Origin of the sequence: Enterobacter cloacae complex sp. P1B (genome assembly GCF_014982345.1) — a bacterium.
Classification (GTDB): Bacteria; Pseudomonadota; Gammaproteobacteria; order Enterobacterales; family Enterobacteriaceae; genus Enterobacter; species Enterobacter bugandensis.
Window position 1 is genome coordinate 127,233 of the sequence record NZ_JADCLF010000010.1, and the last position, 25,309, is coordinate 152,541.

Consider the following 25,309-nt stretch of genomic DNA (forward strand, 5'->3'; position numbering starts at 1 on the left):
AAATTTGAAAAGCCTGCTTTTGAAGCAGGCTTTTTGCTTTTCTGCGTCGGGTAGAATTGTCAGCTGGCGGCTGCGCCTGACCCGACCTACAAATCAGCGGACCGTTGATCGTCAAATAAAAAAGGCCCCCTGTCACCAGAGAGCCTTTTTCACAATTCGCTGCGATTATTCGCTTTTAGCTTCGGCGTTTTTGATTTCGCCCATCACTTTCAGCTTTTTAGAGATGTCGCGACGCTCTTTGGACAGCTCAGCATTTTTGATGATGTAATCATCAACGCGGTCTTCATAGTCGCTCTTCATGCTGGCGATGATGCCCTGAATAGCTTCAACGCTCATGCCCGGCTTGATGTAGTCGCTCAGGTTGTCGAGCAGCAGAACACGTTTCTGGTTGTCACGGATCTTCTTCTCAACGTCCTGGATTTCACGCTGCAGTTTGTTTTTGCGGCGGAACAGGCGGACGAATTCCAGAACATCCTGGAACGAAGGCTTGATAGTTTCCATTTTTACACCCCTGATAATGTGAGATTCGGATTCGTTAAAGCAACCGTTGTAACAATAACCTTACTGACAGCGGCTGCGAATGACAATGGCTATATCGTTTAAAGCTATCATAACCCCAATTGCTGCTGAATCGAAGCAGCAGGCGTCACATCCGCGTTTTATTTGCGCAGCGCCCGACAAATCAGGTGCGATAGCAGTTCAAGCTGTCGCGCCAGCTCCAGGCTCAGCCAGACATAGCCGTGAATGGGCGTTTCCGCCACGTTATCGCCCTGCCGCTCGTTGATTAACTGCTTCAGTTCCGCCACGATTTCATTGAGCCGCTCGCTGTTCGCCAGAACGGGCTGCGGGTTGCCTTCATAGAGCGCATGGGCGATGGTCAGCAGGGTCTGCTGCGTCATCATCTGCGTCTCTTTGAGGGTCTGGGCGTTAAGCATCAACAGATGGCTGGGACGCGTGGCCCAGTGCGCGTTGATTTGCAGTTCAAGCATACACACCAGATTGCGGCTGACCGTCTGGATAGCTTCGAAAATCGCTTTCTGAATATGGGTCTCTTTACTGGCTGGTACTATCAGGCCGCGCATTTTGACCACGTCGTTGAGGATGGTTTGCAGATGCTTTTCCAGCCGGGGACGCTCAACCAGATTCGGTGAAAACCCCGCCTGGTAAACGCGGTTAAACGCCGTGACGTAGTTAGCCATCTGGATACGCCAGTGCAGAAAAGCCCGCTGCGGCCAGATGCCGGTAAACAGCATGGCGAGCAGCGAGCCCAGAATAACATCCCCGCTTCGCCACATCGCCGTGGTCATATCCCCTGCTGGCGCGCCGACCACGACCGCGAGAGTGATACCAATCAGCAGCGCCTGATAAGGCCGTTTGCCCAGCGCCAGCCAGCCGCACAGGAACATGGCGGCACCGCACCATGCCAGCATCACTGGAAATGAGATGAGCTCAAGCTTCAGGGCAATCAGCCCCAGGGCAGAGCCAAGCACGGTACCACCTATTCGCTCGAAGGCGCGCGGGACAACGTTTCCCCAAAATGAGATTGGCCCCATCACCACCACCAGCGTGATCAGCGGCCACGTTCCTTCCGGTATATCCAGCAACCTGACCAGTACAAAGGTCAACACGAACGCCAGCGCGATGCGACACCCGTGCACCACGCGGTAATGTTTATATAAGCGAATTTCAAAAGGGGTTAATGATTTGTCGGGACGCACACCCGCTCTCCAGCAACACGGCAAATCACAATTGTACTGTGTTTTCAGCCGGGCGGATCGCTCCCTGCTGAAAAACCCTTCATTAAGCAGGCTTAAACCGTTTTGTGCTCTACCGCGATAAACATTTCAATATCCCAGTAGCCGTCCGCGTTGCCATCATTGAGATAGCGCTCAAAACAGGGCTTAAGCGCCATCTGATATTTATTATCCTGCAGCAGGGAATTAAAGAACTGATACCACGGGGTTGCAAAGTCGTAGTTTTCCACGCGCGCCGTCGCCACGGCATAATCACCGGCCGCGATTTCGGTCATCATCACCCCTTCGCTGTTTTCCGGGATGACGAAATCATCCGGTACGGTAACGGCCGTATCGCAGCGCAGTTTTTCTGCCGGAACCTCATCGGGGTTATCGTAATAGACCGCCACCCACTCCAGCGGCTCAATGTGACGCCCGTCTACCCACATGACCAGCTGTTCAAAGCCCTGCTTGACCGTTTTTTCCCACGGCCCAACAAGATGAAAACCCGCAATCTTACGTTTCTGTTGCTGCTTGATGCTGTAGTCCATGCTGCCTCCGATTAGCACTGTATATTTATACACTATAAAGCAGGATTTCTATTATCGGCAAACGAGGAGTGTTTATTATGTGAGCAGACTCGCAACCCTGCCAGTCTGCCCATCAGCGGTTAAAGCGTGTGGTGAAGATAATCGCTCAGGCGTGAGAATACGCCTCCCTTATCAACGGCTTCCAGAGTGACCAGAGGCCAGTGCGCCACGACCTTGTCGCGGTCATAGAGCTGGATCTCCCCGACCCGCTGATGCGCGGCAATCGGTGCTTCCAGCTCTTTTTTATCCAGCACGTATTTGGCTTTGATGTTCGGTACTTCCGCTTTCGGCAGGGCCAGCCAGAAGTCCTGGTCGGTGCCCAGTTTCACCTGTTCTTTATCGCCGTACCAGATACGCTCTGTTCCGACTTTTTTACCGTTATGCAGGATCTGCACCGTATCGAAGTTCTGTTGTCCCCAGTGCAGGAGCTTACGCGCCTGGTCCTCGCGCCCTTTCGGGCTGTCCGCGCCCATCACTACCGCAATCAAACGACGCTGACCGTCCACCGCGGAGGCAATAAGGTTAAAGCCTGCTCCTGAGGTATGCCCCGTTTTCAGGCCGTCCACGTTCATGGTTTTATCCCACAGCAGGCCGTTACGGTTTTGCTGGGTGATGCCGTTCCAGGTAAGACTCTTTTCGCTGTACATATGATAAAACTCTGGCTCACCGTGAATGATGGCCCGGGAGAGCACGGCCAGGTCATAGGCCGAGCTGTGCTGGCCCGGCGCGTCCAGACCGTGGACGGTTTCAAAGTGCGTATCACGCAGGTTCAGCTTCTGCACGTAGTCGTTCATCATCTTCACAAACTGCGGCTGCCCGCCCGCCACATGATCGGCCAGCGCCACGCAGGCATCGTTGCCGGAATCGACAATCAGACCGCGGCTTAAGTCACGCACGGTGACGCGATCGCCCTCTTTCAGGAACATCAGCGACGAACCGTCAAAAACCGGGTTGCCCTTTGCCCACGCGTCACGCCCTACGGTGACGATGTCATCCGGGGTAATGCGGTGGCTATCAATGGCCCGATCCACCACATAACCCGTCATCAGCTTGGTGAGGCTCGCCGGGTTACGTTGCTGATGTTCGTTGCCCGCCGTTAAAATTTGACCAGTCGTGTAATCCATCAGCACCCAGGAGCCAGCCTGAATGGCCGGAGGCTGCGGCGAAAAGTCCAGTGGTTCGGCCGCAAAAGCAGATGAGACACTCGATGCGAGTAAAGAAACAGCAATAAACAGACGGCGTTTCAACGGTATATCCTCAGGTCATTAAAAATCGATGACCTTTTTACGGGACTTCTGATGTCGTTACCTGGCTTAATTGCAAAAAAATGTGACAGAACGCAGGTTTTTCTCTGAAGCTGGCGCGCAAATTTGCGACGCGGCGGCGCTTTTTATTCGGTCTGACCCGCACGATCGTTTACCATAGTGACGTCATTTTTTAACAGGATGGTATTACTGGTGTCTGACTCTGCCGCACGCCCGACTTTTTTATTCCACGACTACGAAACCTTTGGCACGCATCCGGCGCTGGACCGACCGGCGCAGTTTGCCGCCATCCGCACCGATGACGAATTCAACATCATCGGCGAGCCTGAGGTCTTTTACTGCAAGCCAGCGGATGATTACCTGCCGCAGCCCGGCGCGGTGATGGTCACCGGGATCACACCGCAGGAAGCGCGGGAAAAAGGCGTTAACGAAGCAGAGTTCGCCCGCCGCATCCACGATCTGTTTACCGTGCCTAATACCTGCGTGGTCGGTTACAACAACATCCGCTTCGATGATGAAGTGACGCGCAACATCTTCTATCGCAACTTCTACGATCCGTACGCCTGGAGCTGGCAGAACCGCAATTCACGCTGGGATCTGCTCGACATCATGCGCGCCTGTTATGCCCTGCGCCCTGAAGGCATTAACTGGCCGGAAAATGAGGAAGGGCTGACCAGCTTCCGGCTGGAACACCTGACGCGCGCCAACGGCATCGAGCATAGCAATGCCCACGATGCGATGGCAGACGTTTATGCCACCATTGCCATGGCGAAGCTGGTGAAAACCGCACAGCCCCGGCTGTTTGAATATCTGCTGAGCCACCGAAGCAAGCAGAAGCTCATGACCCTTATCGACGTACCGCAGATGAAGCCCCTGGTGCATATCTCCGGCATGTTTGGTGCCTGGCGCGGCAATACCAGCTGGGTTGCGCCGCTGGCGTGGCACCCGGATAACCGTAATGCGGTTATCATGGTGGACCTGGCGGGCGATATTTCGCCGCTGCTGGAGCTTGACAGCGATACCCTGCGCGAACGGCTTTACACCCCGAAAAATGAACTCGGGGATCTGCCTGCGGTGCCGGTTAAGCTGGTGCACATCAATAAATGTCCGGTGCTGGCGCAGGCGAACACGCTGCGTCCGGAAGATGCCGACAGGCTGGGCATTAACCGTCAGCACTGCCTGGATAACCTGAAAGTGCTTCGCGATAACCCGCAGGTGCGCGAGAAAGTGGTCGCCATCTTCGCCGAGGCGGAGCCGTTCGTGCCGTCCGAAAACGTGGATGCCCAGCTCTACAACGGCTTCTTCAGTGATGCTGACCGCGCAGCCATGAATATTGTTCTGCAAACCGAGCCGCGTAACTTACCTGCGCTGGACATCACCTTCGCAGATAAGCGCATCGAAAAGCTGATGTTTAACTACCGGGCGCGCAATTATCCCGGCACGCTGGATGAAGCAGAACAGGCGCGCTGGCTGCAGCACCGTCGAAACGTGTTTACGCCAGAGTATCTGCAGCATTACGCGCAGGAGCTTGAGTCGTTATACAACCAGTATGAAGGCAACGCAGAAAAACAGATCCTGTTAAAAGCCCTGTTCCAGTACGCGCAAGAGATAGTCTGAAGTGAGATATAAAAAAACCGGAGACAAGGTCTCCGGTTTTTTTTTGATACGTTAAGACTTAAGCAACGTCTTCGTACTGAGGAACCGGGTTACGGAAGCTCTTCGTGACACAGGCCAGGTACACCAGGCCGATACCTGCCCAAATCAGGCCAAGCACCATCGAGCTCTCTTCCAGGTTAACCCACAGCGCGCCCACGGTCAGGGCACCGCACATCGGCAGGAACAGATACTGGAAGTGATCTTTCAGCGTCTTGTTACGCTTTTCACGGATCCAGAACTGAGAGATAACCGACAGGTTAACAAAGGTGAACGCCACCAGCGCACCGAAGTTAATCAGCGCCGTTGCCATCACCAGGTCAAAGTTAATCGCCAGAAGCGCGATCGCACCGACAAGGATAATGTTCATCGCCGGGGTACGCCAGGTTGGATGCACGTAGCCGAAGAAGCTTTTCGGGAATACGCCATCACGACCCATTACGTACATCAGACGCGCAACGCCTGCATGCGCGGCCATACCGGACGCCAGTACGGTGATGGTGGAGAAGATCAGCGCGCCGACCTGGAACGCTTTACCCGCCACATAGAGCATGATTTCCGGCTGAGACGCATCCGGATCCTTGAAGCGCGAGATATCCGGGAAGTACAGCTGCAGGAAATAGGTCGAGAAAATAAAGATCAGACCGCCAATCAGCGCCGTCAGGAAGATGGCACGCGGGATCACGCGCTCTGCATCCTTCGTTTCCTCAGACAGGTTGCTAATCCCGTCGAAACCGGTAAAGGAGAAGCACAGAATCGTCGCCCCGGTAATCATCGGGATCACATGCGCATCACCAGACCAGAACGGTTTGCTGCTCGCCAGGGTGCCCGCGCCTTCGCCGTGGAATACGCCATAGATCACCATGCCAAGAATCACGGCAATCAGGACAACCTGAAGCACAACGATAACGGAGTTAAAGTTGGCAACGGACTTGATGCTGCGCAGGTTAAAGGCCGTCATAAAGGCTACCAGCGCCACGACGAAGATCCACGAGGGAATCGATGGCACCAGCGCTTCAAAATAGATTTTTGCCAGCAGAATGTTGATCATCGGCGCGAACAGGTAGTCGAGCAGCGAAGACCAGCCCACCATAAAGCCAACCGTCGGGCTGATGGATTTCTGGGCATAGGTGTAGGCGGAACCTGCAGACGGATAGCGACGCACCAGTTTACCGTAGCTCAGCGCGGTAAAGAGGATCGCAATCAGCGCAAAGCCGTAAGCCGTCGGCACATGACCGTCAGTGAGGCCCGATACGATACCGAATGTATCGAACAGCGTCATCGGTTGCATATAGGCAAGGCCCATCATAACAACCGGAATCAACGTAAGCGTTTTACGTAATTCCACGCGAGAGGTGTTTGGAGTTGCGTTATGCGACATAGTTATTCTCCTTTACGGTGATAACCGCCACGTAAGCGAAAAATTGCCCCATTTCTTTCTTCCTCAGCGACAACAACTGTCGGATTTTAGTAAATATCTATCCGGTACGAAGCCCGGCCTCTTGGTTTTTAGTTTCGTTTCGTACATGCAAAAAAAAATAACCGACGCCTTTTATATCGTCGATTATTCATTTGGTTGCAGCGGCGGCATTTTGCCCCACATCGGATACAAAAGGCAATACTTTGCAACGCACCGGGTCATTTTCTTTTTTCTAACTGGCTGATTTCTCGGCGCTCCCCTGAGAGTAAACTGCAGCGATAGCACTATTTGCTAAAATTTCGTCCCGCCACCAGGCGCTGGCCAGCCCGGCGGTTTGTTCATTCCAGCCGACCCACACCGATTCGTTACTGCTTTGCGCAAGCACCTGTTTTTCAACAAGCGCACCGCTATCAATAAAGCGCTGCGCCAGATAGCGCGGCAAATAGCCGCAGCCCAGGCCGCTAATTTGCAGCTCCAGCTTGGTTTTAAAGTCAAAAACGGTAATGGCCTCCTGCTCATCCAGCAGCTGCGAGGAAACCGCACATTCGGGGCGCGAGCTGTCCCCGACTACTATTGCGCGGTACCCCTTAATAACGCGACGGTTAAGAGGATCAGGCTCCTGAGCCAGCGGATGATGGGGCGCCACGGCAAATACCTGCTCCAGCACGCCCAGGCGGGCAAAACCAAAGTCACTCAACTGGGGAGGCTCGTGCAGGGCACCGACAAAGATGTCCGCCCTGCCCTGGGTTAAGGCATCCCAGGAGCCGCCCAGCACCCCATTGATGAAGATCAGCCGGGTGACGCTGTGATGCTGGTAAAACGCTTCAATGAGCGGCGTCAGTAGAGAAAACGGAAAGGTATCATCCACGCCAATCACCAGCTCATTCTCCCATCCCTGATGGAGCTTGACGGCCTGCTTTTCCAGCTCGCGAACGGTATGAAGAACGTCACGGCCTTTTTCCAGCAGCATCTGCCCGGTGCGGGTAAACCGCGCGCGGTGCCCGGAGCGATCGAGGATCTGAATATTGAGGTCGCTTTCCAGTTTTTGAACGGTATAGCTCAGGGCCGAAGGGGTTTTGTAGAGCTTTGCCGAGGCAGCCGCAAAGCTCCCCTCTTTTTCCAGTGCATCCAGAATAATAAGAACATCCAGCAGCGGTTTCATGCTCGCCCCCTTCTGGTGTGCGATTGTCTCCGCTGCGGGGCTTATTCCATGGGCATCACCAGCGGATCGGGATACTGATACTCAAACCCCAGCTCATGGCAAATGCGATTGCCATCAACAATTTTGCCTTTACTTTCGTTCTTTGCCTCACCAAAAACCGGCGGAGCCAACCCAAGCTGGCGTGCCATGAGCGGGTAAAACGTGCTGCGCGCCGGATGAGACGGTGCACATATATTATAGATGTGTCCGCCTTTTGGAGCCTGTAAGAGTAGCTCAATCGCGCCAATAACATCTTCAAGATGCACAAGATTCACGCCATGTTGACCGTCTGGTGCCGTCTTACCGGCAAAGAAGCGCCCCGGATGACGCCCCGGGCCAACCAGCCCCGCCAGACGAACGATATCGACCTGCGTGCCGGGAAGGTTATGCAGCCAGTCTTCCAGCTCTTTCAGGACCTGACCGCTCGCGGTTACGGGACGGCGCTCGGAACTCTCTTTCACCACGCCCTCAGCATCGCCATAAACCGACGTCGAGCTGGTAAAAATTATGCGCGGGACGTGATGCGCCAGCGCGCTGTCGACAATCTCCTGCATCGCCTGCAGGTAGAATGATTCGCCCGGGCCACTGCGCCGTGCGGGTAGCGTAATCACCAGCGCATCTACGTTCATCAGCGTGTCCAGATCGTCCGCATCACACACCAGCTCCGGCTCCAGACGCAGTTCAACGCCATCAATACCGCACATGCGTGCCGCTTCGACCCCATCCCGGGTGGTCTTGCTCCCGGTCACCTGCCAGCCTTTCGCGGCAAATGACATCGCCAGCGGCATTCCCAGCCATCCTAAACCGACAATCGAGACCTTTTTCATGCGAATTCTCCTGACTCTCACTCGTCTTTCATAAGGCTACGCCAGCCCGGCAGAACACACAATTCATAGCATCAATATGAAATGAATTAATGATCAAAAAAAGCCCTTGCAATATGTCGTACAACTGGTTTAGGTTAAAAGACATCAAATGAATAAGCATTCATCGAGAATTTAAATGACACGCGTTCAATTTAAACACCACCATCATCACCATCATCCTGACTAGTCTTTCAGGCGATGTGTGCTGGAAGACGTTTGGATCTTCCAGTGGTGCATGAACGCATGAAAAAGCCCCCGGAAGATCTTCTTCCGGGGGCTTTTTTTTGGACCGAATTCAGACAGGTTAAAACAGGTTAACGAGGAATAAAGAATGTTAGATAACTCACGTTTACGCATAGCTATTCAAAAATCAGGCCGTTTGAGTGACGATTCACGCGAACTGCTGGCCCGCTGCGGGATCAAAATCAACCTGCACACCCAGCGCCTGATTGCTCTGGCTGAAAACATGCCGATCGACATTCTGCGCGTGCGTGATGACGATATTCCCGGCCTTGTGATGGACGGCGTCGTTGACCTCGGTATCATCGGTGAAAACGTGCTGGAAGAAGAGCTGCTGACCCGCCGCGCGCAGGGTGAAGACCCGCGTTACTTCACCCTGCGTCGTCTGGACTTCGGCGGCTGCCGCCTGTCGCTGGCAACGCCGGTTGATGAAGCGTGGGACGGCCCGGCCGCGCTGAACGGCAAACGTATCGCCACCTCTTACCCTCACCTGTTGAAGCGTTATCTCGACCAGAAAGGCGTGCAGTTTAAATCCTGCCTGCTGAACGGCTCCGTTGAAGTGGCACCGCGTGCGGGTCTGGCGGACGCCATCTGTGACCTCGTCTCGACCGGCGCGACGCTGGAAGCGAACGGTCTGCGCGAAGTGGAAGTGATTTACCGCTCTAAAGCGTGCCTGATTCAGCGCGACGGCGAGATGGCCGACGCCAAACAGCAGCTGATCGACAAGCTGCTGACCCGTATTCAGGGCGTGATTCAGGCGCGTGAGTCCAAATACATCATGATGCACGCCCCAACCGAGCGTCTGGATGAAGTGATTGCCCTGCTGCCGGGCGCTGAGCGCCCAACCATCCTGCCGCTGGCGGGCGATCAGCAGCGCGTGGCGATGCACATGGTGAGCAGCGAAACCCTGTTCTGGGAAACCATGGAAAAACTGAAGGCGCTGGGCGCAAGCTCCATCCTGGTGCTGCCAATTGAGAAGATGATGGAGTAATGGCCATGAGCTTTAACACAATCATCGACTGGAATAATTGTAGCGACGAGCAACAGCGCGAGCTGCTGATGCGCCCGGCGATTTCCGCCTCTGAGAGCATCTCACGCACCGTGGCGGAGATCCTGGATAACGTTAAAGCCCGCGGCGATGACGCGCTGCGTGAATACAGTGCAAAGTTTGATAAGACGGAAGTCGGCGCATTACAGGTTACGGAGCAGGAAATCATTGATGCCAGTAATCGTCTGGGTGACGACATCAAGCAGGCGATGGCCGTCGCGGTGAAAAATATTGATACCTTCCACACCGCGCAGAAGCTGCAGACCGTGGATGTCGAAACCCTGCCCGGCGTGCGCTGCCAGCAGGTGACGCGCCCGGTTGCGTCAGTGGGACTTTATATCCCTGGTGGTTCAGCGCCGCTGTTTTCGACCGTATTAATGCTCGCCACGCCGGCGCGTATCGCCGGATGCCAGAAAGTAGTGCTGTGCTCTCCGCCACCGATCGCCGATGAGATCCTCTACGCGGCAAAACTCTGCGGCGTGCAGGCGGTGTATAAAGTGGGCGGCGCGCAGGCGATTTCCGCCCTGGCGTTCGGGACGGAGTCCATTCCTAAAGTCGACAAAATCTTTGGCCCGGGCAATGCGTATGTGACCGAAGCCAAGCGCCAGGTCAGCCAGCGTCTCGACGGCGCGGCCATCGATATGCCTGCCGGTCCGTCTGAAGTGCTGGTCATTGCCGACAGCGGCGCAACGCCGGACTTCGTGGCCTCCGACCTGCTTTCACAGGCAGAACACGGCCCGGACTCGCAGGTCATCCTGCTGACGCCGGATGCCGATATGGCGAAACGCGTGGGCGAAGCCGTTGAACGTCAGCTTGCCGATCTGCCCCGCGCCGACACGGCACGTCAGGCGTTAGCGGCCAGCCGCCTGATTGTGGCGCGCGATCTCGAGCAGTGCATTGCCATCTCCAACCAGTACGGCCCGGAGCACCTGATTATTCAGACCCGCAACGCGCGCGATCTGGTCGACAGCATCACCAGCGCGGGCTCGGTGTTCCTCGGCGACTGGTCACCGGAGTCCGCGGGGGATTACGCCTCCGGCACCAACCACGTGCTGCCGACGTATGGCTACACCTCTACCTGTTCCAGCCTCGGCCTGGCGGATTTCCAGAAACGCATGACCGTGCAGGAGCTGTCCCGCGAGGGGTTTGCTTCACTGGCTTCTACTATTGAAACCCTGGCCGCCGCCGAGCGTCTGACCGCCCACAAAAACGCTGTGACGCTGCGCGTTGCCGCACTGAAGGAGCAAGCATGAACATTGAAGAATTAGCCCGCGAAAATGTCCGCCGCCTGACGCCTTACCAGTCTGCGCGTCGTCTGGGCGGAAACGGGGACGTCTGGCTGAACGCCAACGAATTCCCGACTGCGGTGCAGTTTGAGCTGTCGCAGCAAACGCTGAACCGCTATCCGGAGTGTCAGCCAAAAGCGGTGATTGAAAACTACGCCCAGTACGCGGGTGTGAAGCCGGAGCAGGTACTGGTCAGCCGCGGCGCGGATGAGGGCATTGAGCTGCTGATCCGCGCGTTCTGCGAGCCGGGCAAAGACGCGGTGATGTACTGCCAGCCCACGTACGGAATGTACAGCGTCAGCGCCGAAACCTTCGGCGTGGCGTGCCGCAACGTCCAGGCGCTGGAGAACTGGCAGCTCGATTTACAGGGCATTGCCGACAATCTCGACGGCGTGAAGGTCGTCTTCGTCTGCAGCCCAAATAACCCAACCGGGCAGATTATTAACCCGCAGGATATCCGCACCCTGCTGGAGATGACCCGTGGTAAAGCGTTGGTGGTGGCCGACGAAGCCTACATCGAGTTCTGCCCGCAGGCGACGCTGACGGGCTGGCTGGAAGAGTATCCGCATCTCGTTGTGCTGCGCACGTTGTCAAAAGCCTTCGCCCTCGCGGGCCTGCGCTGCGGGTTTACGCTGGCGAATAAAGAGGTTATCGACCTGCTGCTGAAAGTGATCGCCCCGTACCCCCTCTCAACGCCGGTTGCCGATATTGCGGCACAGGCGCTGACGCCTCAGGGTATCAACGCGATGCGCGAACGCGTGGCGCAGATCCTGGAGGAACGTCAGTACCTTGTCACCGCGCTAAAAGACATCCCATGCGTCGAGCAGGTGTTCGACTCGGAAACCAACTACATCCTGGCGCGCTTCACCGCCTCCAGTGCCGTATTTAAATCTTTATGGGATCAGGGCATTATCTTACGAGACCAGAATAAACAACCTTCCCTGAGTGGCTGTTTACGTATCACCGTAGGCACCCGCGCAGAGAGCCAGCGCGTCATTGACGCCCTGAAAGCGGAGAAAGTATGACCCAGAAGATCCTTTTCATCGATCGTGACGGCACCCTTATTTCGGAGCCACCAGCCGATTTCCAGGTCGATCGTTTCGACAAGCTGGCTTTTGAACCGGACGTGATCCCGGTGCTGCTTAAGCTTCAGAAAGCGGGCTATAAGCTGGTAATGATCACCAACCAGGACGGTCTGGGTACGGACAGTTTCCCGCAGGCGGACTTTGACGGCCCGCATAACCTGATGATGCAGGTGCTAACCTCTCAGGGCGTGGTATTTGATGAGGTGCTGATTTGCCCGCACATGCCAGCCGACGAGTGCGACTGCCGTAAGCCAAAGGTGAAGCTGGTTGAGCGCTATCTGGCCGAAGAGATGCTGGATAAAACCAACAGCTACGTCATCGGCGATCGCATCACCGATATTACGCTGGCGGAAAACATGGGCATCGCGGGGCTGCGCTACGATCGTAACGACCTTAACTGGGCAAAGATTGGCGAGCAACTGACAAAACGCGACCGCTATTCCCACGTTGAGCGTAACACCAAAGAGACGCAGATTGATGTAAAAGTCTGGCTGGACCGTGAAGGCGGCAGCAAGATCCACACCGGCGTCGGTTTCTTTGACCACATGCTGGACCAGATTGCCACCCACGGCGGTTTCCGCATGGAGATCGCGGTAAAAGGCGACCTTTATATTGACGATCACCACACCGTGGAAGATACCGGCCTGGCGCTGGGTGAAGCCCTGAAGCTGGCGCTCGGCGACAAGCGCGGCATCAACCGTTTCGGCTTCGTCCTGCCGATGGACGAGTGCCTGGCGCGCTGCGCCATGGACATCTCGGGTCGTCCGCACCTGGAATACAAAGCTGATTTCACCTACCAGCGCGTCGGCGATCTTAGCACCGAAATGGTGGAGCACTTCTTCCGTTCCCTGTCCTACACCATGGGACTGACGCTGCACCTGAAAACCAAAGGCAAAAACGATCACCACCGCGTGGAGAGCCTGTTTAAAGCCTTTGGCCGTACGCTTCGCCAGGCTATCCGCGTGGAAGGCGATGCCCTGCCCTCGTCGAAAGGAGTGCTGTAATGAACGTGGTGATTCTGGATACCGGATGCGCCAACCTCAACTCCGTGAAATCGGCCATCGCGCGCCACGGCTATGAGCCGGTGGTGAGCCGCGATCCGGACATTGTATTGCGCGCTGACAAGCTTTTCCTGCCGGGCGTTGGCACCGCACAGGCGGCGATGGACCAGATTCGCGAACGCGATTTGGTCGATTTGATCAAAGCCTGTACCCAGCCGGTGCTGGGGATTTGCCTGGGCATGCAGCTTCTTGGCCGCCGCAGCGAAGAGAGCAACGGCGTTGACCTGCTGGGCATTATCGACGAAGACGTACCGAAAATGACCGACCACGGCCTGCCTCTGCCGCATATGGGCTGGAACCGCGTTTACGCCAAAGCGGGTGACCGGCTGTTTCGCGGCATCGAAGACGGCGCGTACTTTTACTTCGTGCACAGTTACGCCATGCCGGTGAACGTCAATACCATCGCCCAGTGCACTTACGGCGAGGCGTTTACCGCGGCGGTGCAGAAAGACAATTTCTTCGGCGTGCAGTTTCACCCGGAACGCTCTGGCGCCGCTGGCGCGCAGCTGCTGAAAAACTTCCTGGAGATGTGATGATTATTCCCGCTTTAGATTTAATCGACGGCACGGTTGTCCGTCTTCATCAGGGCGATTACGGTCAACAGCGCGACTACGGAAAGGACCCGCTGCCGCGCCTGCAGGATTATGCCGGCCAGGGTGCACAGGTGCTGCATCTGGTGGATTTAACGGGCGCGAAAGATCCGGCGAAGCGCCAGATCCCGCTGCTGAAAAAACTGGTTGCTGGTGTTGACGTGCCCGTGCAGGTCGGCGGCGGCGTACGCACCGAGGACGACGTGGCGGCTCTTCTGGATGCAGGTGTGGCGCGCGTGGTGGTCGGTTCAACCGCCGTGAAAGAGCCTGAGACGGTGAAGGGCTGGTTCCGCCGCTTTGGCGCCGACGCCCTGGTACTGGCGCTGGACGTGCGCATTGACGAGCAGGGTAATAAGCAGGTGGCGGTCAGCGGCTGGCAGGAAAATTCCGGCGTAACGCTGGAAGCGCTGGTCGAGACGTATCTCCCTGTGGGCCTGAAGCACGTGCTGTGCACGGACATCTCGCGCGACGGAACGCTGGCGGGCTCCAACGTTTCTTTATATGAAGAAGTTTGCGCCCGTTATCCGCAGGTGGCATTCCAGTCATCTGGCGGCATCGGTGACTTAGCCGATATCGCCGCGCTGCGCGGAACGGGGGTACAGGGCGTGATTGTGGGCCGGGCCCTGCTGGAAGGTAAATTTACGGTGACGGAGGCGATTCAATGCTGGCAAAACGGATAATTCCTTGTCTTGACGTGCGCGATGGTCAGGTTGTGAAAGGCGTGCAGTTCCGCAACCATGAGATCATTGGCGATATCGTCCCGCTGGCGAAACGCTATGCTGATGAAGGCGCTGACGAACTGGTCTTCTATGATATCACCGCCTCCAGCGATGGCCGCGTGGTCGATAAAAGCTGGGTCGCGCGCGTGGCGGAAGTGATTGATATTCCGTTCTGCGTGGCGGGCGGGATTAAGTCTGCTGATGACGCCGCCAAAATTCTCTCTTTTGGCGCCGACAAGATTTCCATCAACTCCCCTGCTCTGGCCGAGCCGGAACTGATTACCCGCCTGGCCGATCGCTTTGGCGTGCAGTGCATAGTGGTAGGGATTGATACCTGGTTCGACGCCGCGACCGGCAAATATCACGTTAACCAATATACCGGCGATGAAAGCCGGACGCGCGTGACGCAGTGGGAAACGCTCGACTGGGTAGAGGAAGTGCAGAAGCGCGGCGCAGGTGAGATTGTGCTGAACATGATGAACCAGGACGGCGTGCGTAACGGTTACGATCTCGAGCAGCTGAAGAAAGTTCGCGCGGTCTGCCACGTTCCGCTGATTGCCTCCGGCGGCGCGGGCACCATGGAACACTTCCTGGAAGCCTTCCGCGATGCGAACGTCGACGGCGCGCTGGCCGCGTCCGTGTTCCACAAACAGATTATCAATATTGGCGAGTTAAAAACGTACCTGGCCGACCAGGGCGTGGAGATCAGGGTATGTTAACAGAGCAACAACAGGCGCAGCTGGACTGGGAAAAAACTGACGGATTATTGCCGGTGGTTGTACAGCATGCCGTCTCAGGCGAAGTTCTGATGCTGGGGTATATGAACCAGGACGCGCTGACAAAAACGATCGACAGCGGCAAAGTGACGTTTTTCTCGCGCACGAAGCAGCGCCTGTGGACCAAAGGGGAAACCTCGGGGCACTTCCTGAACGTGGTCAGCATGACGCCAGACTGCGATAACGATACCCTGCTGGTGCTGGTGAACCCAATCGGCCCAACCTGCCATAAAGGCACCAGCAGCTGCTTCGGCGAGGCGAGTCACCAGTGGCTGTTCCTGTATCAGCTTGAGCAACTCCTGGCGGAGCGTAAATCCGCGGATCCTGAGAGCTCCTATACCGCGAAGCTGTATGCCAGCGGGACTAAGCGTATTGCGCAGAAGGTGGGTGAAGAAGGCGTTGAGACGGCGCTGGCCGCGACCGTACACGACCGGGAAGAGTTGACGAATGAAGCGTCGGATTTGATGTATCACCTGCTGGTGCTGCTGCAGGATCAGGAACTGGATTTGACGGCGGTGATTGAGAATCTTCGAAAGCGTCATAAATAAAAAAACCGGGGAATTTCCCCGGTTTTTTTTTAATCTGCAAATCAGGCTTTTGGCTTATAGTTGCGTAATGCGTTACGCGCCAGTACCACTACAGAACCCATCATCAAGCCCAGCAGCACGGCAAGAGTCAGAATGATTGGTTTTTTGGGGCTGTCACGATGTACAGGCAGATTTGGTTTCATAACGTAACGGTAGACGTGGATAGTATCCGGGTTTACGTTCAGATTTTGAATATCCAGCAAGTTTTGTCTGGTCTGATAGTAAGCAGCAGAAAAGACCAGCGGGCGTGACGCTTCATTGTCAATCATCGATTTCAGACCGTCGCTTCCCAGCAGAAACATCGTTTCCTGAGTCACATCCTGGGTTTGCTGAATGCGCGGCGAGGTAATTTTCGCCGCCTCAGCATTTTTCAGCGCCTCAGCAATCTGTTTGATTCGCAGCTCTTTCTGCTCTTGAGCGACCTTTTCCTGGCTTACCAGAGAATCGTTCAGGGATTTAATCTGTTCCTTGATATTGTCCTTGAGGTCAAGGGCAAGTTCTTTTGCCGTCTGTTCATCTACTTGCTGAATGTACTGCGCTAACTGCTTTTGAGCCGCTTCAGCAGAAGTGCTGATATAGGAGACGGTTAATGGCAACGTTTCCCCTTTAACAGCAGGCTCAATGGTCAGTTTTTCTGGCACGTCCTGATTGTCCAGCGCCTGCGATAACGCTGAGAAAGAAGAGTTAAAACGTCCAATAGCGCGCGTTTGAATGTCCAGCATCGAAGGGGCAGCGCTGCCGTAGAGGATGTTCAATGCATTTGAATAAGTCGCTATCTGGGCCGCATCTGGTTGTGCAATAATCGCCCGTGAGGTCCACTTTTCCTTTGCGACTGATAGATATCCTATCGCCATGGCAATAAAAACAAAAACAAAAATTGCTATCGTCCACTTCCCACGCCACAGCTGTAGCATTAATGCAAGTAAATCAATGTGCTCAGGGTCATTGCTTCGGCTGACCGGACTATTGTTGTTTTGCGTCATACAATCCCTAACAGATAAAAAGGGGGAAAATTATTATGTTTGCATAGTGTATATATTGCTGAGGATTTTTCTATAAGAATCCGATGAGTTATATCGGAAAGATGCGTTATGTAACTCGCCCCCTTCGCGCTATCATAGTCACTATGTGATGCGTTATCGCATCTGTAAGCGTTAGGTATTTGAGGAAAGATATGAAATTTCTGGTAACGGGTGCAGCGGGTTTTATCGGTTCGAATGTCAGCAAACGCCTCATTGAGTGCGGTCATGAGGTTGTCGGTATTGATAACCTGAACGACTATTACGATGTTAATTTAAAGCTGGCACGTCTGGAACGGCTACAATCTGAGCGATTCACCTTCCACAAGATGGAATTAGCTGACCGGGAAGGTATGGCTGCGCTTTTCGCTGACGAGAAGTTCGATCGCGTTATTCACCTGGCCGCACAGGCAGGCGTACGCTACTCCCTGGAAAACCCGCATGCGTACGCCGATGCCAACCTTATTGGCCACCTCAACGTGCTGGAAGGCTGCCGCCATAACCACGTTCAGCATTTGCTGTATGCCTCATCCAGCTCCGTATATGGCCTCAACCGTAAGATGCCCTTCTCCACTGACGATTCCGTAGATCACCCGGTTTCACTCTATGCCGCGACCAAAAAAGCCAATGAGCTGATGTCGCACACCTATTCGCATCTCTACAACCTGCCGACCACCGGACTGCGCTTCTTTACCGTATACGGTCCGTGGGGACGCCCGGACATGGCGCTGTTTAAGTTTACTAAGGCGATGATTGAAGGCAAAAGCATCGATGTCTATAACTACGGCAAGATGAAGCGCGATTTCACCTACATCGATGATATCGCTGAAGCAATTATCCGCCTGCAGGATGTTATTCCCCATCCTGACGCAAACTGGACCGTCGAGACCGGCTCACCGGCAACAAGTTCAGCACCTTACCGCGTTTACAACATCGGTAACAGTTCGCCAGTAGAACTGATGGACTACATCACCGCGCTGGAAGAGGCGCTGGGTAAGAAAGCCGAGAAAAATATGTTGCCACTCCAGCCGGGCGACGTCCTGGAAACCAGCGCCGACACGAAAGCGCTCTATGACGTGATCGGTTTCAAACCGCAAACCTCGGTTAAAGACGGCGTGAAGAACTTCGTTGACTGGTACCGCGAGTTTTACAAGGTCTGAAAATAAAAAACCCGGCAAATCAGCCGGGTTTTTTATTTTAACGTAAGAGAATTAGTCGCTACCGAACAGATCGCGGGTATAGACTTTGTCAGCGACGTCAGCCAGCTCTTCGGCCATACGGTTCGAGATGATGACATCCGCTTCCTTCTTAAAAGCATCCAGATCGCGGATCACGCGGGAATTGAAGAACTGATCTTCCTGCATGGCCGGTTCATAAATAATAACCTCAACGCCTTTCGCCTTGATGCGCTTCATGATCCCCTGAATGGAAGAGGCGCGGAAGTTATCGGAACCGCTCTTCATGATCAGACGATACACGCCGACCACTTTCGGCTGGCGCGCAAGAATAGAATCGGAGATGAAATCTTTACGCGTACGGTTAGCGTCAACAATCGCAGAAATGAGATTATTCGGTACAGCCTGGTAGTTTGCCAGCAGCTGCTTGGTATCTTTTGGCAGGCAATAACCGCCGTAGCCAAATGACGGGTTGTTGTAGTGGTTACCAATACGCGGGTCGAGGCAAACCCCTTCAATAATCTGGCGGGTGTTAAGCCCAAGACTTTCTGCATAGCTGTCGAGCTCATTGAAGTACGCGACTCGCATTGCCAGATAGGTGTTTGCGAAAAGCTTAATCGCCTCCGCTTCGGTGGAGTCTGTGAACAGCACCGGAATATCTTTCTTCACTGCGCCTTCCTGAAGCAGCGCAGCGAAACGTTCAGCGCGATCAGAGCGTTCGCCAATAACGATACGGGAAGGATGCAGGTTATCATAAAGCGCTCTCCCCTCACGCAGGAACTCAGGCGAGAAGAAGATATTATCAATACCAAACTTTTCTTTGATGGATTTGGTAAAGCCGACAGGAATGGTTGATTTAATAACCATCACCGCATCAGGATTGACCGCAATAACATCTTTGATAACCGCTTCTACGGTTGAGGTGTTGAAGTAATTGGTTTTTGGATCGTAGTCAGTAGGCGTCGCAATGATGACGTAATCCGCATCGCGGTATGCATCTTCTTTATCTGTCGTGGCGCGGAAATTCAGCGGTTTGTTGCTGAGATAGTCCTGGATTTCTTTGTCGACAATCGGCGATTTCTTCTGATTGAGCATATCCACTTTGGCCTGCACGATATCCAGCGCAACCACTTCATGGTTCTGAGCAATCAGAATGCCGTTAGAAAGACCGACATACCCTGTTCCGGAAATTGTTATTTTCATTCGCTAATGACTTCTTTTAGTTAACTGTATTGATGGCCGGCAGACCATCGCGATAAACATAACTGTTGGGCTTTGTACCTCCTGGCAAACAGCAGTGTCAAGGCAAACCAGGAGTAATCACAACGAGGGGGATGAGATTCAGACTACTTCGAATAATGCGCGGCATTTTTTGCATAAAAAAACCCGGAGACAGGCTCCGGGTTTGATGAAAGCGAGTAAGTTAACTTATTCCATCCATTCGGTGTGGAACACGCCTTCTTTATCCGTGCGCTTGTAAGTATGCGCGCCGAAATAGTCACGCTGTGCCTGAATCAAGTTGGCAGGCAGAACGGCAGCGCGGTAGCTATCGTAATACGCCACCGCAGCGGAGAAGGTTGGAACCGGGATACCGTTCTGTACAGCGTAGGCAACCACGTCACGCAGCGCCTGCTGGTACTCGTCTGCAATCTTCTTAAAGTACGGTGCCAGCAGCAGGTTAGCGATACCCGCGTTTTCAGCATAGGCATCGGTGATTTTCTGCAGGAACTGCGCACGAATGATGCAACCCGCGCGGAAGATCTTCGCAATCTCGCCGTAATTCAGATCCCAGTTGTTCTCGTCTGACGCCGCACGCAGCTGAGAGAAGCCCTGCGCGTAGGAGACGATTTTACCCAGGTACAGGGCGCGACGAACTTTCTCGACGAACTCAGCTTTGTCACCGGCTGGTTTAGCCTGTGGGCCTGACAGCACTTTAGAAGCCGCAACGCGCTGCTCTTTCAGAGAAGAGATATAACGCGCAAAGACGGATTCGGTGATCAGAGACAGCGGCTCGCCCAGATCCAGAGAGCTCTGGCTGGTCCATTTACCGGTACCTTTGTTCGCTGCTTCATCCAGAATCACATCAACCAGGTATTTACCTTCTTCATCTTTCTTCGTGAAGATATCTTTGGTGATGTCGATCAGGTAGCTGTTCAGCTCGCCTTTGTTCCACTCGGTAAAGGTTTCAGCCAGCTCTTCATTAGAGAGATTCAGGCCGCCTTTCAGCAGGGAGTATGCTTCTGCGATCAGCTGCATATCGCCGTATTCGATGCCGTTGTGCACCATTTTTACATAGTGACCCGCACCGTCCGGACCGATATAAGTCACACACGGCTCGCCATCTTCCGCAACAGCAGCGATTTTAGTCAGAATAGGCGCAACCAGTTCGTACGCTTCTTTCTGGCCACCAGGCATGATAGATGGGCCTTTCAGCGCGCCCTCTTCACCACCGGAAACACCGGTACCGATGAAGTTGAAGCCTTCAGCGGACAATTCACGGTTACGACGAATGGTGTCCTGGAAGAAGGTGTTACCGCCATCAATGATGATGTCGCCTTTTTCGAGGTAAGGCTTCAGGGAGTCGATAGCTGCATCGGTACCTGCGCCCGCTTTCACCATTAGCAGGATTCGACGAGGCGTTTCCAGAGACTCAACGAACTCTTTCACCGTATAGAAAGGAACCAGCTTCTTGCCTGGGTTCTCGGCAATCACTTCTTCAGTCTTATCACGGGAGCGGTTGAAAACGGAGACGGTATAACCACGGCTTTCGATGTTGAGCGCCAGGTTGCGCCCCATCACTGCCATACCGACAACGCCGATCTGTTGCTTGGACATTACATACTCCTGTCAGGTGTGGTCCCACCAGGTACTTCCCGGTGGATATATTATCGAATAATCTTAACTCAGAAATCGAGAGCAGAGGTAGGTAATTATGGTCATTAATACACTTTAGCCATAACAAAAGCATGGCTTTATCAAGTGGTCATTTTTGCGTCGTTGAAATACATTGCTTTTTATATTCTTTAATAGTTTTTTGGTAAATATAATAGCTTAACTTAGGTATACGTTTCAAATTCTTATCATCGAAATCGACACCAATTATTCCAAATCTATTTTTGTAACCCCATAACCACTCGAAATTATCGAGCAAGCTCCAAAATAGATAGCCCTGAATATCCAATCCTTCCTTTTTTGCATTCATAACGGCAGTAACATGTCTCTTGAGATAGTCTGCTCTCAACTTATCAGAAATGACCCCTTCCTTAAGTTGTTCATCAGCTAAACCAAAACCTGCACCATTCTCAGTAATAATGAAGGTAGGATGAGCATATTCGGCATCAATCTTTTTCATCATTGTAACCAACGCCTCAGGAGAAACAGGTCCGTTGACGGATGGTTTTTTATCTGGGTTAGGGACATTACCTATTTCAAACGGTTCAGATTCATCATGCTTAACCAATGTTGGACCATAATAGTTTACGCCGATGAAATCAGGTTTTCCTTGGGTAATCAATTGCATATCTTGAAATGTGGGCTTAAATTTAGGATATGCTGATTGATACATTTTCAATACTGAATCTGGATATTTTCCCTTATATAGAGCATCCAGAATCCAGTTGTTGTGGAGATCGTTACATAACTGCTCAGTAGTACTATTTGGATGTCCATTATCGATGCAAGGAGATAAGTTTAACGCAATGCCAATACGTCCATCATATTTAGCCTTGTGGTAATTACGTACCACCATCGCATTTGCAATCAAAAGATTGTGTAATGCTACCGCTTGTTTACCACGAGACGCTACGGACAAAACGTCACGGTATCCGTCTGGTTTTTTTTCAATGAGATTTGCTGCAAGGGGTTCAAGAGTAAAAACATAGCCTTCAGGCTCATTAAAGGTAATAAAATTATGACTTTTATTACCAAAATTCTCAAAAATTACTTGTGCAAATTTTTCGAACCACACTGGTGATTCAGGGTTAGACCAACTACCTTTTTTATAAAGCGCTAATGGCATGTCCCAGTGGTAAAGTGTAATCACCGGCTCAATATTAGCTTCTTTTAAGTCAGCAATAAGTTGGTTGTAATATTCTAATCCCTTTTTATTTACCGTTACGCCGTCAGGCATCACCCTGGACCAGGATATGGAGAAGCGGTACGAATTGACACCTAATTCTTTCATGAGTTGTATATCTTTTAGATAGACATCCCGAGAAATTTGATTGGCAGCAACATCTCCATTTTCTACGGTACCAATAATATATTTTGTTACTTCATTATGAGTAAAATAATCCCAGTTTGAAGGACCCTTTCCACTCTCATTCCAGCCACCTTCAACCTGGTAAGATGAGGATGCCGTGCCCCAGAGAAAATCACATTGTTGTTTTTCACCAGAGAATGCAGGAGGTAAAAGAAGCGCAGAGGTAAGGAAAAAATATTTTGCTTTCATTTTATAATCAAGGCCTGATAGCTATTAAGGGTATGATATTATTAATTTTATAAATCGCTATTTGCTATTTTTTATTAAATTGAGCAAATACTGACCGTAATTGGTCTTGCTCATTTCATTCCCGTAGGTCAGGACCTCACTCTCAGTGAGCCAGCCGTTACGGTAAGCAATTTCCTCCAGGCAGGCGATTTTGAACCCTTGTCGCTTCTCAATAGTATGAATAAATTGTGATGCTTCGATTAAACTGTCATGGGTACCGGTATCGAGCCATGCAAAACCTCGTCCCAGTAATTCTACCTGAAGATTTCCCTGTTCGAGATACATCTCATTCAGCGTAGTAATTTCAAGTTCACCCCGTGCTGATGGTTTAACACGTTTTGCCATATCAACCACGTTTGCATCATAAAAATATAGGCCAGTTACAGCCCAGTTGGATTTAGGTGCAGCTGGTTTTTCTTCTATGCTTAATGCCTTAAAGTTTTCATCAAACTCTACAACACCAAAACGTTCTGGATCCATTACCTGGTAGCCAAAAACAGTAGCCCCGGCATTACCTGAAACAACCGATTCAAGTTTCCTACCAAAACTCTGCCCGAAGAAAATATTATCACCTAATACTAAGGCACATTTATCACCAGAGATAAACTCTTCACCAATTATGAATGCTTGCGCAAGGCCATCAGGAGACGGCTGAATTTCATAGGACAAATTAATTCCGAAACGACTACCATCTCCTAACAAACGTTTAAAAGAAGGCAGATCTTCAGGTGTTGTGATTAAAAGAATATCACGGATACCCGCAAGCATAAGCACCGACATTGGATAATAAACCATAGGTTTATCATAAATGGGTAAAAGTTGTTTAGAGACTCCACGTGTAATTGGGTGTAAACGTGTTCCTGAACCGCCAGCAAGAATAATACCCTTCATTCTACTACCTCAATACTCTTAAGCTAAATTAGAATTAATATCTTTCAATTAAACAACATCTTTTCTGATATCAGTTGAGCACAATGTTTTTACCCATGAGTCTACGCTATAACGCGAAATGGCATCCGTATGCTTATCATCATACGGGATATCAAAAAAAGCAGAGTCTATATAAATGTTTTCGCGGTCAATAAAATAAAAATTTTCAGCTGCATAAAAGTCGTAGTCCTTAACTCTGCTATTAGTAGTTATGAACTTCCTCTTTAGAGGTAAGCATTCTATTGTTCTCATCGTCAAACCTGTCTGCCGGGGATGCTGGATGTCAAGCACAGCATCAGCACCAGAGAAGAATGACGCGATCTGTTTTTTATTTCTAGAGCGAAGTGTAAAACTAAAGAGTCTGTATTTAATGACATCTTTTATATTGGTAAGAATAAAACCAGCCAATACAACAATAGAAGGAAAATAAAGCACAAACCTTAAATCATATTCATTTTTATATTTCTCATAAATTTCCCCTAATAGCTTGTATCTGTCACTATGTACGGTACCGAGGAATGCAATACTTGGCTTAACGTTCTTTGCTGTTTTTCTTGTCGCTGTGCTTACAAAATCAGGGGAATAAAACAATGGCAAATGATCCATAAAATCATATTCTCGAGCATCATTATCATCAAAGGTAAACACTCGGTCAAATAAGTTTAGATACTCCTGAATATGAGGGTAATTTTTAATAGAATCCCACGCGTAGTAAATGAATTGAGCACTCTTATATTTATTTTTGAATTTAAGTAGATTTTTTCTATCGAGAGACTCACCTTTAAGCACTATAACATAGTCGTAATCATCTCTTGTTTGTAGCAATATCCTCTCAAAATACGCGTCTGAAATGCGTTTGAGGAAATTATTATCTTTCCAGAGCCTAAGTAAAATTTTAAAAAAGACGTTATTAAATGGCTTTTCATCGAAATAATCAACGGTGGCACCGGCTCGCCTTAATCCATCAGATATTTCGGTTTCATAATTAAAAAAGCGAGGACATAAAAACAGCACTTTCATTTTAAATACTCTTCTTCACAATGGCCGGAATGCCTACAAGTAGCACATTGTCATCACAGGAATGCATTACAACAGCGTTAGCCGCGACAATAACATTGTCACCAATTCGAATACCACCAAGAACCTTAGCCCCAGATGCAACTACTACATTATCACCTAAAACAGGGCGATTAGCGTGATTGAATGGAATATCGATATTTTTCGCACCCAGCGTAACTTGCTGGTATATTGTTGCGTTAACACCAATTTTAGATGCGCCAATAACAATACCCTGCGAGTGTGGTATAAAAAAACCACCACCTATTTCGCAGTTTGACGCAATTTCAACCCCAAAAACAATAAAATTTATTAGCGAAAAAATCTTTCCTAAAACAGGGATTCTTTTCTTAAAGCAAAAATGACTCATGCGGTATAAAATAACTGGAGTCATTTTCATTCCGATAAAAGCTGAAATTATACCTAAAAGAGAAACTTTTGATTTATTACGCCCACTCAGTTTGTAATATCTCCGTACATCTTCCTTAACTAACTCAAACATTAGGATGACTCCCTGTAA

At 51.7% G+C, this 25,309-nt stretch carries 26 protein-coding genes and 1 other annotated feature; of the genes, 11 read left to right on the top strand and 15 right to left on the bottom strand.

Annotation, left to right across the window (positions count from 1 at the left end; translation table 11 throughout):
- Positions 1-165: 165 nt before the first annotated feature.
- The 4 genes from INF77_RS11765 to dacD all read right to left on the bottom strand — a co-directional run bounded on the left by INF77_RS11765 (position 166) and on the right by dacD (position 3,570).
- The gene (locus INF77_RS11765; RefSeq protein ID WP_028013754.1) at positions 166-501 is read right to left on the bottom strand and encodes a DUF496 family protein; all 336 of its coding nucleotides are present in this window, start codon (positions 499-501) and stop codon (positions 166-168) included.
- Between the two features lie 158 nt (positions 502-659).
- Positions 660-1,718, bottom strand: coding sequence for an FUSC family protein (locus INF77_RS11770; protein WP_028013755.1), 1,059 nt, complete (start codon positions 1,716-1,718; stop codon positions 660-662).
- Between the two features lie 92 nt (positions 1,719-1,810).
- Positions 1,811-2,284, bottom strand: coding sequence for a DNA gyrase inhibitor SbmC (sbmC, locus tag INF77_RS11775; RefSeq protein WP_028013756.1), 474 nt, complete (start codon positions 2,282-2,284; stop codon positions 1,811-1,813).
- Between the two features lie 119 nt (positions 2,285-2,403).
- Positions 2,404-3,570 (bottom strand): serine-type D-Ala-D-Ala carboxypeptidase DacD, encoded by a 1,167-nt coding sequence (gene dacD, locus INF77_RS11780; protein WP_048961279.1) that lies wholly within the window; start codon positions 3,568-3,570, stop codon positions 2,404-2,406.
- 198 nt (positions 3,571-3,768) lie between these two features.
- Here dacD and sbcB point away from each other — a divergent pair, with 198 nt between their 5' ends.
- A complete protein-coding gene (gene sbcB / locus INF77_RS11785; protein WP_153656654.1) occupies positions 3,769-5,205 on the top strand; it encodes an exodeoxyribonuclease I in 1,437 nt (478 codons plus the stop codon).
- 58 nt (positions 5,206-5,263) lie between these two features.
- On the opposite strand, the gene plaP is transcribed toward sbcB, so the two are convergent.
- From plaP to INF77_RS11805, 4 genes are all read right to left on the bottom strand, one after another.
- Positions 5,264-6,622: a putrescine/proton symporter PlaP gene (plaP, locus tag INF77_RS11790; RefSeq protein WP_028013759.1), complete on the bottom strand. Its 1,359-nt coding sequence runs from the start codon at positions 6,620-6,622 to the stop codon at positions 5,264-5,266.
- Positions 6,612-6,674, bottom strand: coding sequence for a membrane protein YoeI (yoeI, locus tag INF77_RS11795; protein ID WP_099458931.1), 63 nt, complete (start codon positions 6,672-6,674; stop codon positions 6,612-6,614). The genes plaP and yoeI overlap by 11 nt, the downstream gene beginning before the upstream one ends.
- 219 nt (positions 6,675-6,893) lie before the next feature.
- On the bottom strand, positions 6,894-7,823 hold the full coding sequence (locus INF77_RS11800) for a LysR substrate-binding domain-containing protein (RefSeq protein ID WP_041909174.1): 930 nt from the start codon (positions 7,821-7,823) through the stop codon (positions 6,894-6,896).
- A gap of 41 nt (positions 7,824-7,864) precedes the next feature.
- On the bottom strand, positions 7,865-8,689 hold the full coding sequence (locus INF77_RS11805) for an SDR family oxidoreductase (RefSeq protein WP_193532963.1): 825 nt from the start codon (positions 8,687-8,689) through the stop codon (positions 7,865-7,867).
- 175 nt (positions 8,690-8,864) lie between these two features.
- Here INF77_RS11805 and hisL point away from each other — a divergent pair, with 175 nt between their 5' ends.
- The 9 genes from hisL (at position 8,865) to hisIE (ending at position 16,081) form a co-directional block, all read left to right on the top strand.
- Positions 8,865-8,915, top strand: coding sequence for a his operon leader peptide (gene hisL, locus INF77_RS11810; protein WP_001364200.1), 51 nt, complete (start codon positions 8,865-8,867; stop codon positions 8,913-8,915).
- Positions 8,891-9,014 (top strand) — a sequence feature (His leader region). (Overlaps the previous gene by 25 nt.)
- A gap of 45 nt (positions 9,015-9,059) precedes the next feature.
- A complete protein-coding gene (gene hisG / locus INF77_RS11815) occupies positions 9,060-9,959 on the top strand; it encodes an ATP phosphoribosyltransferase (RefSeq protein WP_000886595.1) in 900 nt (299 codons plus the stop codon).
- A gap of 5 nt (positions 9,960-9,964) precedes the next feature.
- A complete protein-coding gene (gene hisD, locus INF77_RS11820; protein ID WP_193532962.1) occupies positions 9,965-11,269 on the top strand; it encodes a histidinol dehydrogenase in 1,305 nt (434 codons plus the stop codon).
- Positions 11,266-12,327, top strand: coding sequence for a histidinol-phosphate transaminase (hisC, locus tag INF77_RS11825; protein WP_028013763.1), 1,062 nt, complete (start codon positions 11,266-11,268; stop codon positions 12,325-12,327). The genes hisD and hisC overlap by 4 nt, the downstream gene beginning before the upstream one ends.
- A complete protein-coding gene (gene hisB, locus INF77_RS11830) occupies positions 12,324-13,391 on the top strand; it encodes a bifunctional histidinol-phosphatase/imidazoleglycerol-phosphate dehydratase HisB (protein ID WP_069733075.1) in 1,068 nt (355 codons plus the stop codon). Before hisC ends, hisB begins: the two co-directional genes overlap by 4 nt.
- On the top strand, positions 13,391-13,981 hold the full coding sequence (gene hisH, locus INF77_RS11835) for an imidazole glycerol phosphate synthase subunit HisH (protein WP_028013765.1): 591 nt from the start codon (positions 13,391-13,393) through the stop codon (positions 13,979-13,981). The genes hisB and hisH overlap by 1 nt, the downstream gene beginning before the upstream one ends.
- On the top strand, positions 13,981-14,718 hold the full coding sequence (gene hisA, locus INF77_RS11840) for a 1-(5-phosphoribosyl)-5-[(5-phosphoribosylamino)methylideneamino]imidazole-4-carboxamide isomerase (RefSeq protein WP_193532961.1): 738 nt from the start codon (positions 13,981-13,983) through the stop codon (positions 14,716-14,718). The genes hisH and hisA overlap by 1 nt, the downstream gene beginning before the upstream one ends.
- Positions 14,700-15,476, top strand: coding sequence for an imidazole glycerol phosphate synthase subunit HisF (hisF, locus tag INF77_RS11845; RefSeq protein ID WP_041909169.1), 777 nt, complete (start codon positions 14,700-14,702; stop codon positions 15,474-15,476). Before hisA ends, hisF begins: the two co-directional genes overlap by 19 nt.
- On the top strand, positions 15,470-16,081 hold the full coding sequence (gene hisIE / locus INF77_RS11850; protein WP_100169994.1) for a bifunctional phosphoribosyl-AMP cyclohydrolase/phosphoribosyl-ATP diphosphatase HisIE: 612 nt from the start codon (positions 15,470-15,472) through the stop codon (positions 16,079-16,081). Before hisF ends, hisIE begins: the two co-directional genes overlap by 7 nt.
- A 41-nt stretch (positions 16,082-16,122) precedes the next feature.
- Here the strand turns inward: hisIE and wzzB are convergent, their stop codons facing one another.
- A complete protein-coding gene (gene wzzB / locus INF77_RS11855) occupies positions 16,123-17,103 on the bottom strand; it encodes an LPS O-antigen chain length determinant protein WzzB (protein ID WP_047367915.1) in 981 nt (326 codons plus the stop codon).
- Positions 17,104-17,294: 191 nt separating this feature from the next.
- Here wzzB and INF77_RS11860 point away from each other — a divergent pair, with 191 nt between their 5' ends.
- The gene (locus INF77_RS11860; protein WP_193532960.1) at positions 17,295-18,299 is read left to right on the top strand and encodes an NAD-dependent epimerase; all 1,005 of its coding nucleotides are present in this window, start codon (positions 17,295-17,297) and stop codon (positions 18,297-18,299) included.
- 51 nt (positions 18,300-18,350) lie between these two features.
- Here INF77_RS11860 and ugd read toward each other — a convergent pair whose 3' ends face one another.
- The 6 genes from ugd to INF77_RS11890 all read right to left on the bottom strand — a co-directional run.
- Positions 18,351-19,517: a UDP-glucose 6-dehydrogenase gene (ugd, locus tag INF77_RS11865; protein WP_048961289.1), complete on the bottom strand. Its 1,167-nt coding sequence runs from the start codon at positions 19,515-19,517 to the stop codon at positions 18,351-18,353.
- Positions 19,518-19,742: 225 nt separating this feature from the next.
- The gene (gndA, locus tag INF77_RS11870; protein WP_028013772.1) at positions 19,743-21,149 is read right to left on the bottom strand and encodes an NADP-dependent phosphogluconate dehydrogenase; all 1,407 of its coding nucleotides are present in this window, start codon (positions 21,147-21,149) and stop codon (positions 19,743-19,745) included.
- Between the two features lie 148 nt (positions 21,150-21,297).
- The gene (locus tag INF77_RS11875; RefSeq protein ID WP_193543071.1) at positions 21,298-22,764 is read right to left on the bottom strand and encodes a glycoside hydrolase family 1 protein; all 1,467 of its coding nucleotides are present in this window, start codon (positions 22,762-22,764) and stop codon (positions 21,298-21,300) included.
- Positions 22,765-22,821: 57 nt separating this feature from the next.
- A complete protein-coding gene (gene rfbA / locus INF77_RS11880; RefSeq protein WP_028013773.1) occupies positions 22,822-23,694 on the bottom strand; it encodes a glucose-1-phosphate thymidylyltransferase RfbA in 873 nt (290 codons plus the stop codon).
- 48 nt (positions 23,695-23,742) lie between these two features.
- Positions 23,743-24,753, bottom strand: coding sequence for a hypothetical protein (locus INF77_RS11885; protein ID WP_028013774.1), 1,011 nt, complete (start codon positions 24,751-24,753; stop codon positions 23,743-23,745).
- 1 nt (position 24,754) lies between these two features.
- On the bottom strand, positions 24,755-25,309 hold a 555-nt coding region (locus INF77_RS11890), incomplete at its 5' end, for a serine O-acetyltransferase (RefSeq protein ID WP_227415158.1).

Excerpts from the sequence above, each read along its gene's own strand:
- INF77_RS11765 (WP_028013754.1), bottom strand. The coding sequence starts at position 501 with ATGGAAACTATCAAGCCTTCGTTCCAGGATGTTCTGGAATTCGTCCGC.
- sbmC (WP_028013756.1), bottom strand. The coding sequence starts at position 2,284 with ATGGACTACAGCATCAAGCAGCAACAGAAACGTAAGATTGCGGGTTTT.
- sbcB (WP_153656654.1), top strand. The coding sequence starts at position 3,769 with ATGGTATTACTGGTGTCTGACTCTGCCGCACGCCCGACTTTTTTATTC.
- plaP (WP_028013759.1), bottom strand. The coding sequence starts at position 6,622 with ATGTCGCATAACGCAACTCCAAACACCTCTCGCGTGGAATTACGTAAA.
- INF77_RS11800 (WP_041909174.1), bottom strand. The coding sequence starts at position 7,823 with ATGAAACCGCTGCTGGATGTTCTTATTATTCTGGATGCACTGGAAAAA.
- INF77_RS11805 (WP_193532963.1), bottom strand. The coding sequence starts at position 8,689 with ATGAAAAAGGTCTCGATTGTCGGTTTAGGATGGCTGGGAATGCCGCTG.
- hisG (WP_000886595.1), top strand. The coding sequence starts at position 9,060 with ATGTTAGATAACTCACGTTTACGCATAGCTATTCAAAAATCAGGCCGT.
- hisD (WP_193532962.1), top strand. The coding sequence starts at position 9,965 with ATGAGCTTTAACACAATCATCGACTGGAATAATTGTAGCGACGAGCAA.
- hisC (WP_028013763.1), top strand. The coding sequence starts at position 11,266 with ATGAACATTGAAGAATTAGCCCGCGAAAATGTCCGCCGCCTGACGCCT.
- hisB (WP_069733075.1), top strand. The coding sequence starts at position 12,324 with ATGACCCAGAAGATCCTTTTCATCGATCGTGACGGCACCCTTATTTCG.
- hisH (WP_028013765.1), top strand. The coding sequence starts at position 13,391 with ATGAACGTGGTGATTCTGGATACCGGATGCGCCAACCTCAACTCCGTG.
- hisA (WP_193532961.1), top strand. The coding sequence starts at position 13,981 with ATGATTATTCCCGCTTTAGATTTAATCGACGGCACGGTTGTCCGTCTT.
- hisF (WP_041909169.1), top strand. The coding sequence starts at position 14,700 with ATGCTGGCAAAACGGATAATTCCTTGTCTTGACGTGCGCGATGGTCAG.
- hisIE (WP_100169994.1), top strand. The coding sequence starts at position 15,470 with ATGTTAACAGAGCAACAACAGGCGCAGCTGGACTGGGAAAAAACTGAC.
- wzzB (WP_047367915.1), bottom strand. The coding sequence starts at position 17,103 with ATGACGCAAAACAACAATAGTCCGGTCAGCCGAAGCAATGACCCTGAG.
- INF77_RS11860 (WP_193532960.1), top strand. The coding sequence starts at position 17,295 with ATGAAATTTCTGGTAACGGGTGCAGCGGGTTTTATCGGTTCGAATGTC.
- ugd (WP_048961289.1), bottom strand. The coding sequence starts at position 19,517 with ATGAAAATAACAATTTCCGGAACAGGGTATGTCGGTCTTTCTAACGGC.
- gndA (WP_028013772.1), bottom strand. The coding sequence starts at position 21,149 with ATGTCCAAGCAACAGATCGGCGTTGTCGGTATGGCAGTGATGGGGCGC.
- INF77_RS11875 (WP_193543071.1), bottom strand. The coding sequence starts at position 22,764 with ATGAAAGCAAAATATTTTTTCCTTACCTCTGCGCTTCTTTTACCTCCT.
- rfbA (WP_028013773.1), bottom strand. The coding sequence starts at position 23,694 with ATGAAGGGTATTATTCTTGCTGGCGGTTCAGGAACACGTTTACACCCA.
- INF77_RS11885 (WP_028013774.1), bottom strand. The coding sequence starts at position 24,753 with ATGAAAGTGCTGTTTTTATGTCCTCGCTTTTTTAATTATGAAACCGAA.